Origin of the sequence: Psychrobacter sp. 78a-MNA-CIBAN-0178 (assembly GCF_040309625.1) — a bacterium.
Classification (GTDB): Bacteria; Pseudomonadota; Gammaproteobacteria; order Pseudomonadales; family Moraxellaceae; genus Psychrobacter; species Psychrobacter okhotskensis.
This window is the reverse complement of the sequence record NZ_JBEOOZ010000003.1, coordinates 115,596-132,703: the sequence shown is the minus strand read 5'-3', so window position 1 is coordinate 132,703 and position 17,108 is coordinate 115,596. Positions and strand designations below refer to the sequence as shown.

Genomic DNA, 17,108 nt, shown 5'->3' with positions numbered 1-17,108 from the left:
TTAGCTTAGCTTGTTGAGATTCAATTTAGTTATACAACAAGCTAGCATACTATACGCTCTATCATAACGATATTTTGTTGCAGACATCAATAGTGATTGTATGGTTGACGCAAATATTAGGGGATGTTCAATACGGCTTGAGTATTCAGCTTCAGTATTTAAATTAAATGTTCAACTTAAATATTCAAATTTGCTTTAGTTCATTGACGGCGTCCATGGTACTAAGATACACCTGTCCTGATAGCTCAGTGATCAGTGGTGTGTGCTCGATGATATCCATAACTGGGCCTTTGATAAAGCTAAAGTGTAAATGCTTGTCTTGTAGGGCAAGCTCTTGATTCAAGGTGCTGAGCATTTCTTGCGCAGTCAGATCAATGTGGTTGACAGCAGACATAATAAGAACCAGCTCATGCGCTTCTGGATACTGTTGTAAAGCATTTAAAATACGCCGATGTACCGATTCGCTATTACCAAAGAACAGACTCTCATCGATACGTAGCATCAATAAATTATGAAAAGTGACAACATCGTGACGATTGATATTGCGAAAGTGGCCCGTGCCAGCCAATTGACCAACGATGGCGACATGAGGTTGGCTCGACTGCCAGATGAGACTGGCAAATGACACCATGAGACCGATGACAAGGCCAGTATTTAGCCCAAATATCAGTACCCCAGTAAACGCGGCGATAAAGCTTGCCCCATCTAAGCGATCTCGTTGCCAAGCGGACTTTAAGGTGGCAATATCGATTAAACCAATGATGGATGCCATGATGGTTGCGCCAAGTAAGGCGTAGGGTAGCGGGGCGAGCGCATTGCTAAATGCTATCAGCGCTAAAACCATGACCAGTACCGTCATGAGGCTGGCAAGTGGCGTCTTGGCACCTGAGTCAACGTTGATAGCCGTCCGTGAAAACCCACCTGCCACGGCAAAGCTCTGAAACAATCCGCCGGAAATATTGGCGAGTCCAAGCCCCGTTAGCTCACGATTGGCATCAAACTTCTCACCGCGCAGCCGCGCATAAGTACTGGCGACGGAACTGCTGGAGACAAAGATAATAAGCGCCATGAGTCCTGCAGTTGGTAAGAGTTTAAGTGCTTCTTGGATATCTGGTAGATGGGGCAGGGTAAAACTCGGTAGCCCTTGCGGAATACTACCGATAGTGGCGACGCCACGCGCATCCCAATGCAGTGCCATACTGAGTAAAATGGCAATTCCCAGTAAAATAAGCGGAAACAAGCGCTCCGCCCATTTGGCAGAGGAAGAAGACAGCCACGTTCGCCACACCCATTTGCTACCGTAGCGATTTATTAATAAGAGGGCAAAGGCGATCACGCCAATCAGCAAGGTCAGCGGGTGTAGCTGGCGCGCATATAACTGCATCGTCGATAGATAGCTAATTAGGCTACTACCTGCTATCGGAATATCCGTTAAGTATTTTAGCTGACTGACGAAGATAAGAACCGCCGCGCCGCTCACAAACCCTGCCGATACGCCGCGGCTGATAAACTGCATAATCCAGCCAAGCTTGAGCCATCCTGCGATCCAAAGCAGCGACCCTACCATCAGTGCCAATAAACTTGCCATTAGAGCATATTGTTCCGGGCCCCGATCAGCGTAAGGCAACAAACTACTGGCAGTCATAATAGCGGTGATGGCAACCGGTCCGACTGCTTGCACATTGCTAGAGCCGAGCCAAGCGTAAACGATGACAGGCACAATCGCTGCGTATAGACCGTAAACGGGTGGTAAGCCTGCAAGTACGGCGTAGCCAAGACTCTGCGGTATCACCAGTACGCCCACCACCAGTCCAGCGATGACGTCAGTCGGCAAGGCAGCCAGCTGATACTGGCGCAGCCAAATGGGAATGAGGCGAGCGGCGATAGAGGTCATATCAATACATCATCACAATAAATAAAGTTAAAAACAGCTAAGAACTCAATAACCAGTTAGGCATCTGTTTTGGCACAAAAGCGCTCATACAGTAAATGTAGCACCGCCAAAGCGTCGTCGCTGGCGATACTATAATAGATTTGCTTGCCGTCGCGCCGTGTCGTGACCAGCTCATCCTTGCGCAAGATACCTAACTGCTGTGATAGGCTCGGCTGCCCAACACCGACCAAACCCTCAAGCTCACTGACGCAATACTCGCCTTGTGTCAGCTGACAAAGGAGGAGCAAGCGATCAGGATGTGAGAGCGACTTTAATAATTGGCTGGCTTGCATAGACGCTTTTTGCATTTGTTTGGCAAGATCTATCGGCGCAAAGTCTGCGTTACTATCTGACGCAGACTCGATAGTACGGTCAGTAGAGCTAGCCAATGCTGAGGTGGAAGTTGTCAGAGTGAGCTCCTTATATAAAACCGCGATAGAGGTCGTGCGGCTTGTATAAAAGTAATGTGTGATTACCGTTAATTATCAATGATATCGCAATCCATAGCAAGTTATCATTATTTACATTATATAAATTGATAAATTGTATGACGGTTGCTATATTGGTATTAACGTTACGAAAGCATATTAGGACAGGTTTAAAACCTGAAGGCTAATGTCGACATTGTTCTTGATGTTGCCGTCAGCGTTAAGATTAACGGCAACTATTTATAACCATTTTCAAGATGTGTTCGTTTACGTATTAAACATTGTATATGACCACCCATTATACTGAAAGAATGGGTGGAAGATTGACATCATCCTATAAAAACAGAGAGGCGGCCATGCAAGTTCATTCGTTCTTACATAGCGACACCGAGACTTATACCCATGTACTCGCAGACGTTCAGCAGCAGCTGTGCGCCATTATCGATCCGGTATTGGACTTTGACTCAAAGTCAGGACGTACGAGCACCAAGAGCGTAGACGAGGTCATTGAGTTTGTACGTGAGCACGGTTGGCAACTGCTGTATGTCATCGAAACCCATGCGCATGCCGATCATCTCTCAGCGGCTATCCATGTTAAAGAAAATCTCGGCGGAGAATTGGTCATCGGTCAGCATATTACCGAAGTACAAAAAATATTTAAGCAAATTTTTAACTTTGATACTAGCTTTCGCACCGATGCCAGCCAATTCGATATTTTGACCGACGAAGGCGACACGTTAGCGCTTGGCGATATTACGATCACAGCCATGTATGTGCCCGGTCACACACGGGCGGATATGGCTTATCTGGCGGCTGACAAAGAAAAAACAGTGGTCTTCGTTGGCGATACCTTGTTCGCGCCTGACGTCGGTACAGCACGCTGCGACTTTCCCGGTGGCGATGCCAAAATGCTCTATCATTCTATTCAAAAGCTACTCGCGCTCGATGATAATACAGTCATCTATCTGTGTCATGACTACCCAGGCCAAGGACGCAAGCACTGTCCAACCACTACAGTAGCGGCGCAGAAGCTAGGAAATATTCATGTGAAAGATGGTATCAATGAGGCAGAGTTTGTGCAGATGCGTGAGCGCCGCGATTCGACTCTTGAGATGCCGCGTCTGATTATCCCGTCTGTCCAAGTTAATATCGATGCCGGACACTTTCCTGCACCGGAAGACAATGGCACGCGTTATTTGAAAGTACCGATCAATGTCCTTGGTGGATAAGCTAAATAGTGCTGCAATAAGTGATATTATCTGTGTCGATCCAGCGGTTCAGATGCAACCAACTTGGGCAAATAGCTTATAGATGAAAATGCCAAAGTTGAATTTTTAAGACAATAAAACCATCAAAATAATTAGAATAGGAGATATACAATGAGTGAGCAAAACTCGCACGTGGTATGCCCACATTGCCAAGCCACCAATCGCGTACCCGCTGCCAAGTTGGCGGCTGATCCAAACTGCGGTAAGTGTGGTCAGCCATTATTGACCGCTAGCCCGCATGAGCTAAACGGACAAAGTATTAATAAAGTTATTCAAAAAAATGAGCTATTGACTGTCGTAGACTTTTGGGCGAGCTGGTGTCAGCCTTGTATTATGATGGCACCGGAGTTCAAAGCCGCTGCTGGTCAGCTGCCGCAAGTAGTGTTTGCCAAAATCCAAACGGATAAATATGAGCAGGCGGCAGCGCCCTATAATATCCGTAGTCTACCGACGATGGTGGCCTTCAAAAACGGTAAAGAAGTGGCGCGTCAATCAGGGGCGCTTCCTAGCAATCAAATTGTCCAGTGGATAAGAAGCCTAAATTCTTAAGCATTGCTTGAGTTTTTACTCATAATGATTGGACACAAAAAAGCCAATACGCTATCAATGTATTGGCTTTTTTAATGCTGAAACAGTGGTATCTGCATACTATCAAAACGATAGCGAATAAGCATCAAGTGATTTTATTCACCATAAATCTTAACACCATTGACGAAGCTACAACGCTGAATACGGGCCGATTGGACAATCGCATCACGCTCACCATAAAGCCGTGATAGTTTGGCATCGCGGGCTTTGGTATTGTTGCTTTTGCCCACACCAAAACTGATATTCGGTGAGATGCCCCAGCGTCCTGCTGAAACTCCAACACCGACGCCTGACGCGGATAAGGTTGATTGCTCATTACGCGCGGCATCAACGTAACGATTGACGCGGGTGTACTCTTGGCTCAGTGCTTGGCAGTCATAGCTCTGATACGTACTTGGCGGCACATATTGCGGCGTGATATTACCAGTAGAGGCGCAGCCTGAGAGAGCCAACATACCGGCTGATGCCAAGAGTGTCGCTATAGTAAGGTTTTTCATAATGGCTCCATAGGGCTAAGTAATGATAGGTGCAGTTGCTAAACTTTTAAGTCAAATAATCGTAATTGCTTTGCTAGGGCGTGTCTTCAACTTATCGATAGTCATCTAAATGGGCTAAATCTTGCCAAACATCGTCAAATAGCTGGTTAATATCTCGATATTATCTACGCTGTTTTTCTTGTTTGACGGCAATTTATCTCATTTTTATCACCATTTTTGCAATGAAGACACGCCCTAATAATTATTCGCTTGCAAATGATCCTTTTTAATAACGAACATGCCTTAAACAAGCATGCAAGGCATTGTATTTATTTAAGATAGCAAAAATAACGGGATTAAGATATTAAAAATATACGCTTTAGTAGACGTTTATCTTGCAATCCCGCCATCACTTTATTCAAGCTCAGTCAGATATAGAGTGGCGATTAAAATAAATTATCAGGTTTGCTAAAGGCCAGTAATACAATGCCGATATAAGCCACGGCAGCGATAAGAATGCCTATTTTGGTTTGACCCGATGTCGCGTGAGGATGAAAAGCTTTGATACTGGCGCTAATAGCCGCTACGAGTAGGATTATTTTGGCAAATACCCATTGTACTGGCGCATTGGCATTCATCAGTTGCATCAGCATCACGGCGCCTGACACGATGAGCAACGCATAGAGGACATGGGTGGCTATTTTGAACACGCGTGGCGCTCGTCGATTGGCGCTTAATGCCAGATAGCTTTGGTATAAAAATAGCACAATCACCAATACTGCCATGAGCATATGTAAATGTTTCATCGAGTGTCATTTCCTTTAACGGGGCAATTTGCAAGTTTGTAAAAAAGCACGCGATGTCAGCTGTTTAAGTGGCAAGCACATCGTGAGCAACGTGTTTCTAATAATTGTTATTTAACTTAAAAATTGGCTACAGCTTACCTAGCTTTTATTTTGTCCGGCACATAGCGGGCTATCAGGACTTTGACCTTGCCATTCGGTTGGCGTATAAGCATGAATCGCCAAGGCATGTACTTGACCACCCTGTGAGGTCAATAAGGCGTTAACCAAGCCATATATGAGCTGATGACGCGCGACCAAACGTTTGCCTTCAAAGGCATCGCTCACAATAGTCAGTTTAAAATGGCTTTCTTTACCCTCGAAATAACCTGCATGATTCATCGATTCATTGATTAATTCGATATGCTGCGGTTGTAAGCCCTGTAGCTCCTGATGGAGCGCGTCGGCAGTCGGTGAGTGGTTACTCATAAGAATCCTTTATTTTGTGAAGCTTAACAGTCTTTGAAGCAATATTTGAGACCGTATGATGACCATTATAGCAGACGCTGATAACTGTACAGAAAGCTATTAGACGGACCATAACACAGCCAATCGCTTTAAACTAATGCCGCCATTAAGTTGTCAGTCAAAAACCTAAAAAAGCAGAGTACAACCCATGGGCTGTACTCTGCTTTTGGTAAGCTATCAACCTCTATATAAGACATTGACAGCTGATAACTGACAGCCGATAACTACTAGCCAAAATAGCTATTAACGACGTGACTTTTGGTACAGTGGCATCACTTTAGGCATCAATGCTTGCAGTTGGCTAATGCGATTGCTACTGTTTGGGTGAGTGCTTAAGAATTGTGGTGGCTCGCCTTGACTGGCGCGCTGCATTTTTTGCCACAAGCTGATAGCTGCTTGCGGATTGTAGCCTGCACGTGCCATTAGCTCAAGACCGATTTGATCCGCTTCCGCTTCTTGGGTACGACTGTGTGGACGACTCAAACCTAAATCCCCAGCGACGTTTGCTAGCTCAGCCTGACCTTGCGATAGCCCAAAGATACTCGCTGCGACGCCGATACCCGTCTGAGTAGCATACTCGCGTGACAGACGCTCACGTGAGTGCTCACGCAGGGCATGAGACATCTCATGACCCATAATCGCGGCAATCTCATCATCCGTCAGGTTTAGACGATCGATAATACCTGAGTAAAACATGATTTTACCGCCCGGCATGACAAAGGCGTTCAGCTCATTGGATTTAATGGTATGTACTTCCCATTTCCAATTAGCCGCATCAGGACGATATACACCCACTTGACCGATCAGACGGTTAGAGATGCTTTTTAAGCGATTGAGCTGCGCTTTATTGGTATCGAGCACGCCGCGCTTACTGGCCTCTTGCAAGTTTTTATTATAGCTTTGCGCTGATAGTTGCTGTACTTGTTCACTAGAGACCAAAAGTAGCTGTTGACGATCAACGCCGACAGCACCAGTAGTGGTAGTGCTGGTACAGCCAGTCAAAGTAAGTGCCGACAATGACGCGGCCATCACGGTGGTGGTAAGTATTTTTTTCATAATAAACATCCTCGCTGTAAATGATAAAAAGTAAAGTTAAACAAAGTTAGTAGTAGCGGAGTAGTCCGGTAACAGCAGAGCGGATAGAAGGGCGGTTTATTATTAAAGTTTTACTACCGTCTACCAATCTACTTGATCAGTGAAATTTTACCCGAATGACAATAAGCCATAAGTATAATAATGTTAACAACCTAAAACCAAGGCAGAAAAAGTAACAATACAGCGTATGATTGTAAGTGGCAGTAATAAAGCGGTATTGATCAAATGAAATAGGTATCGACAAGAATGACGTCACTTTTATTCATTTTTCATCCTTTCATCTTTTTTCGTAAGACTATATAACAGCGGGTTGATAATGACTTGTTAATAGTCAGATTCATGGCAGATAAAAAAACAAAGAGAAATAGTGGTTATTTTGCTATTATTTTATTAAATAATTTTAACAGTTCTGATGGCTGGATTGATTGTAAAATCAAACGTTTATGATAAGCGTGCATACAAATACAACCAAAAAACGCTGAGACTGGATAGAAATGTGAAAAAAGTGATTGACACACACAGAATATTTGCTAAAATAGCCAGCCTATCGAGACGTAGTAGTTAACAAGTTGTTAGCAACATTACGCTTTGATATTAAGCGGGAATAGCTCAGTGGTAGAGCATAACCTTGCCAAGGTTGGGGTCGAGAGTTCGAATCTCTTTTCCCGCTCCAAATATGGCTCGTTTAGAGCACTAAAGCCTCACTTCACAGTGAGGCTTTTTTTATGGGTAAAATTTGAGAGTGCTGTTAGGAGATGTTGAGCACTAAAGTTATTCCAGACCCTAATATCGATACATCACGCACTACTGATTGTTTTTTCATAAAAAAAGCCGAGCAATTCGCTCAGCTTATCTTTAGAATCCAAACCTCAAACTGCTTACTTTTTCATAGACCATGCTACAGTTTTATTGCCGATCCAATTGACCCAACTGACGGGGAAAAAGCGTAACTGCAGTCTAATTAAATTTGCCATGACACCTGGCACCACGAGGAACTCCCGTTTTTCTACGCCTTTTAGCATGGATTTGACCGCATCTTCAATTTTGAGCTCGCCTGCCAGCTTTTTCATACCGACGCCAGCTTCTGCCATGACACCGACTTCGGCTTGCGTGAGTGGTGTGTCTATCGGCGGCGGTGCAAAAACGGTGATGTCGATACCGAGTGGTTTCCATTCAAAGCTGATTGACTGCATCATGCCCCAGATAGCAAATTTGGAGGCGCTGTAAGAGCTGTAACCATAGCTGCCAGTGAACGATGCCATCGAGGCAGTCACCATTACTTGCTTGCCACGTGATAAGAACGGACGTATCGCTGCTAAGACGTTGCGCGTGCCAAATAGATTGATAGTCATGACACGCTCAAATTGCTCTTGACTCATGTCATCAAACGTCCAAGGACCTGTGATGCCCACGAAATGCATCAAGATATCTGGCGCTAGCGTGTCGGCGGCAGTGGCCATTTGCTTGGTAGTCATCTCTGCATCAGTGACATCGAGCTTATAAGTTGCAATCGAGGCATCGTTTTTATTCATGGCTTGCAAGGCGGACACCGCCTTATCAAGCGACTGTACGTCGAACAATACTAGATTTGAACCTTGCTTGATTAGCTGCTTGGCGGTCTCAAAGCCGATGCCTGAAGCGGCACCAGTGATATAGACCGTTTTGTTTGTGAAGTAACCCATTAAGCGCTTTCCTTCTGTAATGAATTACTTCTTAAAGCCTCTGCCTGTAAGGTGCCGAACTTGGCTTCACCAATCAAATGGCTGACTTTATGACCGGGGATAAGCCAATAGGGAGTTGCTTCACTGCTTGAGGCACAGTTAGGAAAGTCGGGGTTTTTCGACGGACCCGCAATGGTTTTTTCGACGACCATAGAGATATATTGCTCATTACTGCCTTCTAAGGTGTTACCGTTTAAGATGACTTCCATACCAGTGCTTTTAGCATAATCACGGATAGCATTGACCTTTGAGTTCATAGGTGCATAAGCGTCTGCGCCGACGCCGTTTTCTGAAGTCACGTGTATGCCGTCTGGTACGCGCGCGACCAATGAATGGTTGCCTTCGGTATGACCGGGAGTATGCACTAGCGCCAAGCCTTCGCCCAGCTGAATGCTGCCAGTAAACTTAATGACTTTGGCAGGATCAACGCCGTCGATACCATTAGGGCAATACCACTCCGCCTGCACGGGCAGTAGGGCTGTGGCGCTAAGCCATTCTTTTTCGTGTACCAATAGCTTGGCATTGGGAAAGTAAGCGGGTCGGTCGTATCAGCCGTCGTGCCTAGCCATTGACGGACGTCTTGAGTATGCAAGTGATCGTAGCTGATGTAGTCAATATCTTCTGGGGCGAGACCCACTTCTGCTAGTGCCTGTGTGACGTCACGAGTGATGGGGGCGACCATGTTTTCGAGCGGTGACCAATTCGGCATCTTATTCGTTAGGCGTTTAAAAAAAGGCGTCTCACGGTCAGCATCGATGTCAGATGGCGAAAATAGCAAGGTCTTTAATTCGCCCAAAAAGTTACGGAACTGCACGATGAACAGACGATTGAGGATGTGAAGGTAGGGGAATTTATAAGTGCTCTGCGTATAGACGCCACTGTAGGCGTACCAAGTGGGATAGGGGACTCTAACCATGTCCGCACTTTGGTAAAACTGAACGCAGGGCTCATCGATAAAGCGCTCTCTAAATGCCAGTGCTTGCTTGCGGGCGATGTTGAGGCGCTCTTGTGGTAATGGACTTTGACGAATATCATCAAACTCCTGAATGGCTTTCATGCCGAGTGATGTTAAATCCATGTTGCATTTCCTTATGACTGATGGATAGATTTCTGAAGATTATAGTAGCAACATTATTTTGTTCTTGATAGCAGTATTTAGAATACTGCTAGGTTTACCAAGTTTTATCAAGTAGGTTAATAAGGCATATTAAATAGTTCTATTGAGCGTATCAAAATTCATCCCAATAAGGGTTATCACCAAAACGTTCTGCAATAAATTCAATTAGATAGCGGCAGCGCTGTGATAAAAAGCGGTTCTTTGGGTAAACGGCATAGGCATGGAGTGCGGGTAATTTATATTGCTTGAGAATAGGTACTAGCTCACCTTTGGCCAATCTTTTATAAGCGATAAAAGTTGGGATAAAAACGATGCCGTGGCCTTTTACCGCCAAATCAACTAAGAACTCACCATTAGTCGCTTTGATCTTGGCATTAATAGTATGGTTATGTTTTTTTCCTGTCGCATCAGTCAGCTCGAGATTGCTGGTTTTACTAAGACCATACTGCAAAAACTCATGTTCTTGTAGCTCTTCTAGTGTCTCAGGCATACCCATCTTTTCTAAATACTCAGGGCTTGCGCAGAGTGCATAACGAATCAGCGCCATCCGCTTTGCTTGATAACTGGAGTCTTGTAGCTCCCTAATACGAATGGCCAACTCATATCCTTCTTCAATCAAGTCAACGTGTCGATCAGAAAAGTCTAATTCAAAGTTCAGGTTAGGATGCTGGTCGGCGTATTCTGCGATGACATCATTTAAGTGCATCAGTCCAAATGACAAGGGCGCGGTCATTTTTAGCGTGCCTTCAATACGCGTGGGGGCACCACTGGTTTGCTCATTGAGCGCATCCACCTCACTCAAGATATTGTTCACTTGCTGATAATATTGCTCACCAGCCTGCGTTAAGTTGGATTGGCGCGTGGTTCGGCTGATTAATTGGCTACCCAAACGTGTTTCCAAATCCTTTAAACGACGGCTGACGGCAGACTTGGCAATGTTTAGCTGTTCTGCAGCTTTAGTGATACTACCTGCTTCGACGATGCGTACAAACATCGCCATATCCTCTAGCTGTCCCATTATTGATGCCTCACAATTGTTATCAAAATCAGAACTCATATTTGTGATTATTGCCGTTTATCTAGGTTCAGTCAATATATACAATGGCGCTATTACTTAGTCAAACACTAACAAACACTTTACTGGAGAATACTTATGAACAATTTACAGAATCTTAGCGCACCAATTGGTCGCCTATTTTTATCGATGATTTTTATCTTTTCAGGCTTTGGCAAAATCTCAGGTTATGCAGCGACGCAAGGTTATATGGATTCGATGGGTGTGCCTGGTATGCTATTACCGCTAGTCATTGCGCTTGAATTGCTAGGTGGTATCGCTATTCTAATCGGCTTTAAAACTCGTTTGTTTGCTGTCTTAATTGCAGGTTTCAGTATTTTATCAGCGTTTATGTTCCACCAATTTTGGTTGGATGAGTCACAAATGAATCCATTCATGAAAAACATTGCGATGGCTGGTGGTTTCCTAATGATATTTGCTCATGGTCCTGGGGCTTATTCAATTGATAATAGCCATACTCGCAAAACCTCAGTATAGTCATTGAAATTTCATCACAAAAAGGAGTCGCTATGAGCGCAGCAACGACCATTGCCCTAGTCATCGGTAGTTTGCGAGAAGAGTCGATTAACCGCAAGTTTGCAGAATATATTGTGTCGCAGTTACCAGAAAGTGTCACGGTAAATGAAGTCAATATTGCAGACTTGCCCCTTTATAATCAAGACTATGATGACACAACGATTGAAAGCTATGAGCGGGTGCGTCAGCAAATTAAAGATGCTGATGCCGTGTTGATGGTGACACCCGAGCACAACCGTACGATGCCAGCAGCGCTGAAAAATGTGATAGATATCGGTTCACGTCCGTATGGTAGTAGCGTCTGGACTGACAAAAAAGTCGCTGTGGTCACGGCTTCTCCAGGTACTTATGGTGGTAGAAGTAGTGGCCTTGATGTGCGCAAGAGTATGCAGATGCTATCCGCAAAAATGATGATTAGCCCTGAAGTTTACTTGAGTCATGCTACTGACAGCCTTGATGAAGAGGGTGTCAGCAGTGAGCGCACGCAGAAGTTTTTGCAAAAATTTGCTAGTGAGCTGGCCAAATTTGCAGAAAACAGCGGTGTCTAATTCAGTACCTGACAGCAGCGCATCTAAGCGTAGCGCGCACGGCAATAATCAACCAGCACCGTTAAGTTTTTGGCAGCGTTATCAAGCGCCTGTCTTATTAACGCTGGTTGGCGGTGCTATTGATACGATTGGTTTTATCACTTTATTCGGCTTTTTTACGGCCCATGTCACGGGTAACTTGGTGATGGCTGGTAGTGGATTGGTCAACGGTGAAGACGGGCTTTGGATCAAGCTTGCAGCTTTACCGTTGTTTATTTTGACGGTGATGGTAACCAAGATATTTATCGATAAAAGTCATAAACCACAGTTGATGTTGAGCCATTTGTTTTTGGCAGAGGCGCTTTTCTTAACTGCATTTATGGTAGCCGGTCTATATTTCCAGCCTTTTACAGATGCTGGTGATATCACGGTTGCCATAACTGGCGGTTTAGGCTTGATTGCTTTGGCCATTCGCAATACAGCCAGTAAAACGGTGATCAAACATATGAGTCCGACGGTATTGATGACCGGCAACACCACACAGCTTGGTATCAATCTGACGGATTATTTGCGTAATCGAACGCCTGACAATGCTAAAAAATTGGTTAATAGCTCAGCGTTGGTATTGAGCTTTTTGCTGGGGGCGCTAGTGGGCGCGCTGTTATATCTCAAGTTGAGCTTTTGGGCCGTTGGCTTGTTCGTGCTACCCGTATTATATTTATCGGTTATGGCACGTGATAAAGACTTTTTAAGTCATATTGGTTAAGTGTTTTTACGCTATTCACAGTCGATCGCTGTTGGACTAACTATTTTGAAGCCTATACCGTGCTAGCAGTATTGAAACTGTAAAAACAAAAAACGCCTTATCTAGCAGATAGGGCGTTTTTTGTTTTTAAGTTATAGTCAGTGAAAAGCAATATCGATATATCAGCAATACCGTCGCGCTTTTAAGATATTTTAACTATATATGGATTTCAGCATAGTAAACACTTAAGGCGTTGCGTTATGGAACACAGAGTTGTCTTGGTACTCTGGATGTTTATCAATATAAGCTTTTACATAAGGGCAAGTTGGTTTGACTCGTAGGTGCTTAGCCGCGGCATCGTCTAGGATAGTCTTGACTAAATAGCCTGCAATACCACGTCCGCCAAGCGCTTCTGGCACTTCAGTATGTTTATAATCAATGCCTTTTTCGCCTTGACTGGTAGTAAAAAACTCATAGTCTTCAAAGGCGATATGACCATCCACGTCAATTTCAAAACGTTGTTGTTCAGTGTTATCGACCACTTCATAATCCAATGGTTGCTTGGTTGACATACTTAAACTCCTTTGTATAGTAACGCTTACTTTTTTAGTGCTTTATTAATGTTTTTGATTATCACTATTCAACAGACCCTAACGTTTCTGAGTCGATCTCAATCATAGTAACAGTTAAAAATACTGTCTCTGTTATGATTATATTACCTTATCTAAACCGCTTTATTGTTCTCTGAATTAGAATAGTCATTTGCGATTATCTTGGTTTATCTATCCTTAGACAACAATTATAATAGCTCCACTGTTTAAATACATTCACTAATAATAAATTTATAAACCTATTGATAACCAAGGATAACTTATGAAAACTATCTATCATGCAGCAGATTCTCGTGGCGACGCTAACCACGGTTGGTTAAAAAGCCGTCACACCTTTAGCTTCGCTAACTATCACAATCCAGAACGTATGGGCTTTGGTGCCTTGCGTGTGATTAACGATGACTTCGTTATCGGTGGTCAAGGCTTTGGCAAACACTCACACCGCGATATGGAAATTATCAGTATTCCATTGTCTGGCAAGCTTGGTCATGGTGACAACATCGGCAACAATGGCATCATTGAAACAGGTGAAATCCAAGTGATGTCGGCCGGTACTGGTATCACTCATAGTGAGATGAATGGCGATGACAAAGAAGACGTAAAATTCTTACAAATTTGGGTTATCCCAAACAAAATGAATGGTGAGCCTCGTTATCAGCAAGTACGCATGGATGAAATCATGCAGCCTAATGAGTTTAATCAAGTGCTATCACCAAATGCTGACGATGCGGGTGTCTGGATTCATCAGAATGCTTGGTTCAGCATGGGTGACTTTGATAAAAACGTGACGCAGACTTATGAGCTAAAAGACCCAAACAATGGCGTTTATATCTTTGTCATTAGCGGTAAAGTCGTCGTAAATGACAACACTTTGAATACTCGTGATGGTCTCGGTATCTGGGATACTAAGAACTTCACAATGGACGTCATCGATGACGCTAAAGTCCTATTGATGGAAGTACCTATGTAATTTTAGGCAACTTAGGTGGTTTCAGGTCGCCCTGAGTCTAGCTAAAAAAAACTAACAAGATAGTTATCGGAGTCGGTAGCTATCTGTTAATAAAGTCTAAAAGCCAGATGCTAGCAGCGAACATCTAATAGTCAGAACTGAGAGACAAATGCATCCCCTATCACATAATAAGAGGTGACTCATGACAATTAAAAAGTTTGAACCACGCATTGCTGATGTCGGTGGTATACCGATTGCGCGCTTATTGCCGAACAAAGGCAAAAAACCTATCGGCGCTTGGTGCTTTTTGGATCATGCTGGTCCTGCCGAATTTGGTGAGGACGAGTCAGGCATGCAAGTCGGTAGACATCCGCATACCAATTTGCAGACCTTTAGTTGGATGATTGAGGGCGAGGTTTTACATAAAGACAGCTTGGGTAACGAGCAAGTCATCTCCAAAAACCAAGTCAATGTCATGACCGCAGGTACAGGTCTTAATCAAGGTATCAGCCACACCGAGCAGAGCGTGTTTCCTGACACTGGTGGCTCAGCAGATGCCGCCCGTGGTATCAGCATGGTACAGCTGTGGATTGCGCTACCGACAGATCAGCAAATCGAGCGCAATTTCCATCATTATCCAGAGCTGCCAATGTGGAGCGAAGATAACGTTGATATGATTCTCACCACGGGCAGTTATACCAGTGTAACTGGCAAGCACTATGAAGCGCCTACCATACAGTATTCAAAACTGATCGGTATCGATGTCAACTTCACGCAAGATGGTGACGTGACGCTCAACTTAGAGCCAGGCTTTGAGTACGGTATCTTAGTCTTAGAAGGCGAGATTGAGTCTGAGGGCGAGATTTGCGGGCAAGATGAGCTATTCCGCTTCCACGATACTGACGTTGCAAATAACAAAAGCATCAGACTGGTTGCGAAAAAAGGCACTCGGGTGATGTTCATCGGTGGTGAACCATTGAACAACCAAGTACTCCTGTGGTGGAACTTCGTTGCCGACAATAAAGCAGAGATCGAACAATCCATCATCGACTGGAACAATGGTCATGAACGCTTCGGTAATGTCGATTCTGATATGAAACGTCTACCGGCACCAGAACTACCAGAAGGTTTTAAAGGTTGAATTATGTAATAAAACTTATTTAATATTGACAACTATTAATTTTTTTTACAAAAAAGGAATAGGGATTTAATCCGTTGTTTCTTATAATAAAGCAGATTGGATTGGGGTATGATTGTTCACTAGCGCTCGTTAATGTGAATGCGACAATGTTAGTAAGTAATCACACCCATCTAACCTTTATCCTATTGGTCTCAATCAATTTATATAAATATCATGGAGAATGACTATGTCAGATTTACAGAAATTACATGAACTTGCTGAAAAGCGTCGTTCTATCTATGCGTTAAACGATCAACTGCCCGTCGAAAAAGAAGAAGTGGTTAAATTGGTTGAGCATGCTATTTTACATACGCCCTCATCATTTAACTCACAATCAACGCGTATCGTTGTGTTGTTCGGTGACGATCATCAAAAACTTTGGGATATAACCGAAGCTGCTCTACGTGATATCGTGAGTGAGGAACAAGATTTTGCCCCAACCAAGCAAAAAATCGGTGGTTTTAAAGCTGGTGCAGGTACGATTTTGTTCTTTGAAGATCAAACATCGGTGAGAAATTTACAAGAAGCCGCGCCATTGTATGCTGATAAATTCCCTGTATGGGCCGAGCATACCAATGCCATGCATCAGTATGTGATATGGACAGCACTTGCTAGCATCGATGTTGGTGCTAACTTGCAGCATTATAATCCAGTCATCGATAATAAAGTAGCGAGCACTTGGAACATTAATGACCATTGGGATCTGACCGCACAAATGGTCTTCGGTGGCATCGAGCAGCCAGCAGGCGACAAAGCATTTATGCCTGTTGAAGAGCGCATGAAAGTATTTGGTGCATAATCAAAAAGATTGAATAAGAAAAATAAAAGCGCCACTCAGCTATCTGTTGAGTGGCGCTTTTTTTTATAAAAACTATCAATGAGCTGTTCTAGTTAGTAGCTGCTTATAAATGATTGATAACGACTATAGTCAGTGAAAAGTAAGATTGATATATCAGTAATACCATCGAGTTTTTAGGATGTTTTAACTATAACGAGTGTCTAGTCATGCGGGCTTGTACTGATAGTAATCCGCTTAGTAAGCCACTATTTACGTCGCATGAGACTGTTAGCGACCCACGCTGGACCAATTAATAAAAACTGTAAATCTTCAAAAAACGAAGGTTTTTTGCCTTCGATTTTATGGCCGATAAACTGCCCAATCCATGCAACGATAAAAATAGCTGCCCAAATTTTAAAGCCTAAAGGGAATAACGTCATCACAGAAAGACAGATGAGAATAAACATGCTCATGGCCAAAAATAATGGTGTCGAGAGTTGCATATAAAACAGTAGTACTAAGGCGCTAAGCACCAAAGTAAACCAAACTGATAATGACATGCCCATTCCTAACAGGCTGACAAAAATAGTGGGGACACAGAGCCAATGGATTTTTTTGTTCACTAGGTTTTGATGACTGACAGCATACTCACTGAGCCATTGCTCAAGGGTGCGTTTAGACATCTTCTTTTGATGAGTGCGAGACATACTAACCTCCGTGTTAGTAAATGAATGACTGGTAGTAGCTCAATGAATGAATCTACTGACAACTACCAGTTGTAGCACTAATTT

20 protein-coding genes and 1 tRNA gene are annotated in these 17,108 nt (G+C 43.7%); 9 read left to right on the top strand and 12 right to left on the bottom strand.

Going from position 1 to position 17,108, the window contains the following annotated elements:
- Positions 1–184: 184 nt before the first annotated feature.
- Both AAEY80_RS03590 and AAEY80_RS03585 read right to left on the bottom strand, forming a co-directional pair.
- A complete protein-coding gene (locus AAEY80_RS03590) occupies positions 185–1,894 on the bottom strand; it encodes a SulP family inorganic anion transporter (protein WP_350587903.1) in 1,710 nt (569 codons plus the stop codon).
- A gap of 56 nt (positions 1,895–1,950) precedes the next feature.
- Complete coding sequence (locus AAEY80_RS03585; protein WP_025652361.1) at positions 1,951–2,241, bottom strand: ArsR/SmtB family transcription factor; 291 nt, start codon at positions 2,239–2,241, stop codon at positions 1,951–1,953.
- A gap of 476 nt (positions 2,242–2,717) precedes the next feature.
- Between AAEY80_RS03585 and AAEY80_RS03580 the strand changes: the two genes are divergently transcribed.
- Together AAEY80_RS03580 and trxA are read left to right on the top strand one after the other, a co-directional pair.
- Complete coding sequence (locus AAEY80_RS03580) at positions 2,718–3,590, top strand: MBL fold metallo-hydrolase (protein ID WP_025652362.1); 873 nt, start codon at positions 2,718–2,720, stop codon at positions 3,588–3,590.
- A gap of 150 nt (positions 3,591–3,740) precedes the next feature.
- On the top strand, positions 3,741–4,178 hold the full coding sequence (trxA, locus tag AAEY80_RS03575; protein ID WP_025652364.1) for a thioredoxin: 438 nt from the start codon (positions 3,741–3,743) through the stop codon (positions 4,176–4,178).
- A 134-nt stretch (positions 4,179–4,312) separates the two neighbouring features.
- Here the strand turns inward: trxA and AAEY80_RS03570 are convergent, their stop codons facing one another.
- From AAEY80_RS03570 to AAEY80_RS03555, 4 genes are all read right to left on the bottom strand, one after another.
- Positions 4,313–4,714 carry a hypothetical protein gene (locus tag AAEY80_RS03570; RefSeq protein WP_025652365.1) on the bottom strand — a complete coding sequence of 134 codons (402 nt, stop codon included), beginning with the start codon at positions 4,712–4,714 and terminating at the stop codon, positions 4,313–4,315.
- 425 nt (positions 4,715–5,139) lie between these two features.
- Positions 5,140–5,499 (bottom strand): SirB2 family protein, encoded by a 360-nt coding sequence (locus AAEY80_RS03565; protein WP_101212297.1) that lies wholly within the window; start codon positions 5,497–5,499, stop codon positions 5,140–5,142.
- A gap of 138 nt (positions 5,500–5,637) precedes the next feature.
- Positions 5,638–5,964, bottom strand: coding sequence for a BolA family protein (locus AAEY80_RS03560; protein WP_101212299.1), 327 nt, complete (start codon positions 5,962–5,964; stop codon positions 5,638–5,640).
- Between the two features lie 282 nt (positions 5,965–6,246).
- A complete protein-coding gene (locus AAEY80_RS03555; RefSeq protein WP_025652368.1) occupies positions 6,247–7,059 on the bottom strand; it encodes a M48 family metallopeptidase in 813 nt (270 codons plus the stop codon).
- Positions 7,060–7,696: 637 nt separating this feature from the next.
- Here AAEY80_RS03555 and AAEY80_RS03550 point away from each other — a divergent pair.
- Positions 7,697–7,771 (top strand) — tRNA-Gly (locus tag AAEY80_RS03550).
- Between the two features lie 205 nt (positions 7,772–7,976).
- Here the strand turns inward: AAEY80_RS03550 and AAEY80_RS03545 are convergent.
- The 4 genes from AAEY80_RS03545 to AAEY80_RS03530 all read right to left on the bottom strand — a co-directional run bounded on the left by AAEY80_RS03545 (position 7,977) and on the right by AAEY80_RS03530 (position 10,954).
- Positions 7,977–8,780 (bottom strand): SDR family NAD(P)-dependent oxidoreductase, encoded by an 804-nt coding sequence (locus AAEY80_RS03545; RefSeq protein ID WP_173238801.1) that lies wholly within the window; start codon positions 8,778–8,780, stop codon positions 7,977–7,979.
- The gene (locus tag AAEY80_RS03540; protein ID WP_350587902.1) at positions 8,780–9,184 is read right to left on the bottom strand and encodes an MBL fold metallo-hydrolase; all 405 of its coding nucleotides are present in this window, start codon (positions 9,182–9,184) and stop codon (positions 8,780–8,782) included. Before AAEY80_RS03540 ends, AAEY80_RS03545 begins: the two co-directional genes overlap by 1 nt.
- On the bottom strand, positions 9,184–9,897 hold the full coding sequence (locus AAEY80_RS03535) for a hypothetical protein (RefSeq protein ID WP_350587901.1): 714 nt from the start codon (positions 9,895–9,897) through the stop codon (positions 9,184–9,186). The genes AAEY80_RS03540 and AAEY80_RS03535 overlap by 1 nt, the downstream gene beginning before the upstream one ends.
- A 151-nt stretch (positions 9,898–10,048) precedes the next feature.
- A complete protein-coding gene (locus AAEY80_RS03530) occupies positions 10,049–10,954 on the bottom strand; it encodes a LysR family transcriptional regulator (RefSeq protein ID WP_101212305.1) in 906 nt (301 codons plus the stop codon).
- 135 nt (positions 10,955–11,089) lie between these two features.
- Here AAEY80_RS03530 and AAEY80_RS03525 point away from each other — a divergent pair, with 135 nt between their 5' ends.
- From AAEY80_RS03525 to AAEY80_RS03515, 3 genes are read left to right on the top strand one after another with little or no spacing between them, the layout of a single operon-like run.
- Positions 11,090–11,488: a DoxX family protein gene (locus tag AAEY80_RS03525; protein ID WP_350587900.1), complete on the top strand. Its 399-nt coding sequence runs from the start codon at positions 11,090–11,092 to the stop codon at positions 11,486–11,488.
- 32 nt (positions 11,489–11,520) lie between these two features.
- A complete protein-coding gene (locus AAEY80_RS03520; RefSeq protein WP_350587899.1) occupies positions 11,521–12,075 on the top strand; it encodes an NADPH-dependent FMN reductase in 555 nt (184 codons plus the stop codon).
- The gene (locus AAEY80_RS03515) at positions 12,068–12,820 is read left to right on the top strand and encodes a YoaK family protein (protein WP_350587898.1); all 753 of its coding nucleotides are present in this window, start codon (positions 12,068–12,070) and stop codon (positions 12,818–12,820) included. The genes AAEY80_RS03520 and AAEY80_RS03515 overlap by 8 nt, the downstream gene beginning before the upstream one ends.
- A 224-nt stretch (positions 12,821–13,044) precedes the next feature.
- Here AAEY80_RS03515 and AAEY80_RS03510 read toward each other — a convergent pair whose 3' ends face one another.
- A complete protein-coding gene (locus AAEY80_RS03510; RefSeq protein WP_025652375.1) occupies positions 13,045–13,371 on the bottom strand; it encodes a GNAT family N-acetyltransferase in 327 nt (108 codons plus the stop codon).
- A gap of 301 nt (positions 13,372–13,672) precedes the next feature.
- Here AAEY80_RS03510 and AAEY80_RS03505 point away from each other — a divergent pair, with 301 nt between their 5' ends.
- From AAEY80_RS03505 to AAEY80_RS03495, 3 genes are all read left to right on the top strand, one after another.
- The gene (locus tag AAEY80_RS03505) at positions 13,673–14,380 is read left to right on the top strand and encodes a pirin family protein (protein ID WP_025652376.1); all 708 of its coding nucleotides are present in this window, start codon (positions 13,673–13,675) and stop codon (positions 14,378–14,380) included.
- Between the two features lie 181 nt (positions 14,381–14,561).
- Positions 14,562–15,500, top strand: a complete 939-nt coding sequence (locus AAEY80_RS03500) for a pirin family protein (RefSeq protein WP_350587897.1) — start codon at positions 14,562–14,564, stop codon at positions 15,498–15,500.
- 226 nt (positions 15,501–15,726) lie between these two features.
- A complete protein-coding gene (locus AAEY80_RS03495) occupies positions 15,727–16,338 on the top strand; it encodes a nitroreductase family protein (RefSeq protein ID WP_201565485.1) in 612 nt (203 codons plus the stop codon).
- Between the two features lie 245 nt (positions 16,339–16,583).
- Here AAEY80_RS03495 and AAEY80_RS03490 read toward each other — a convergent pair whose 3' ends face one another.
- Positions 16,584–17,024, bottom strand: coding sequence for an Mpo1 family 2-hydroxy fatty acid dioxygenase (locus AAEY80_RS03490; protein ID WP_101212319.1), 441 nt, complete (start codon positions 17,022–17,024; stop codon positions 16,584–16,586).
- Between the last annotated feature and the right edge of the window lie 84 nt (positions 17,025–17,108).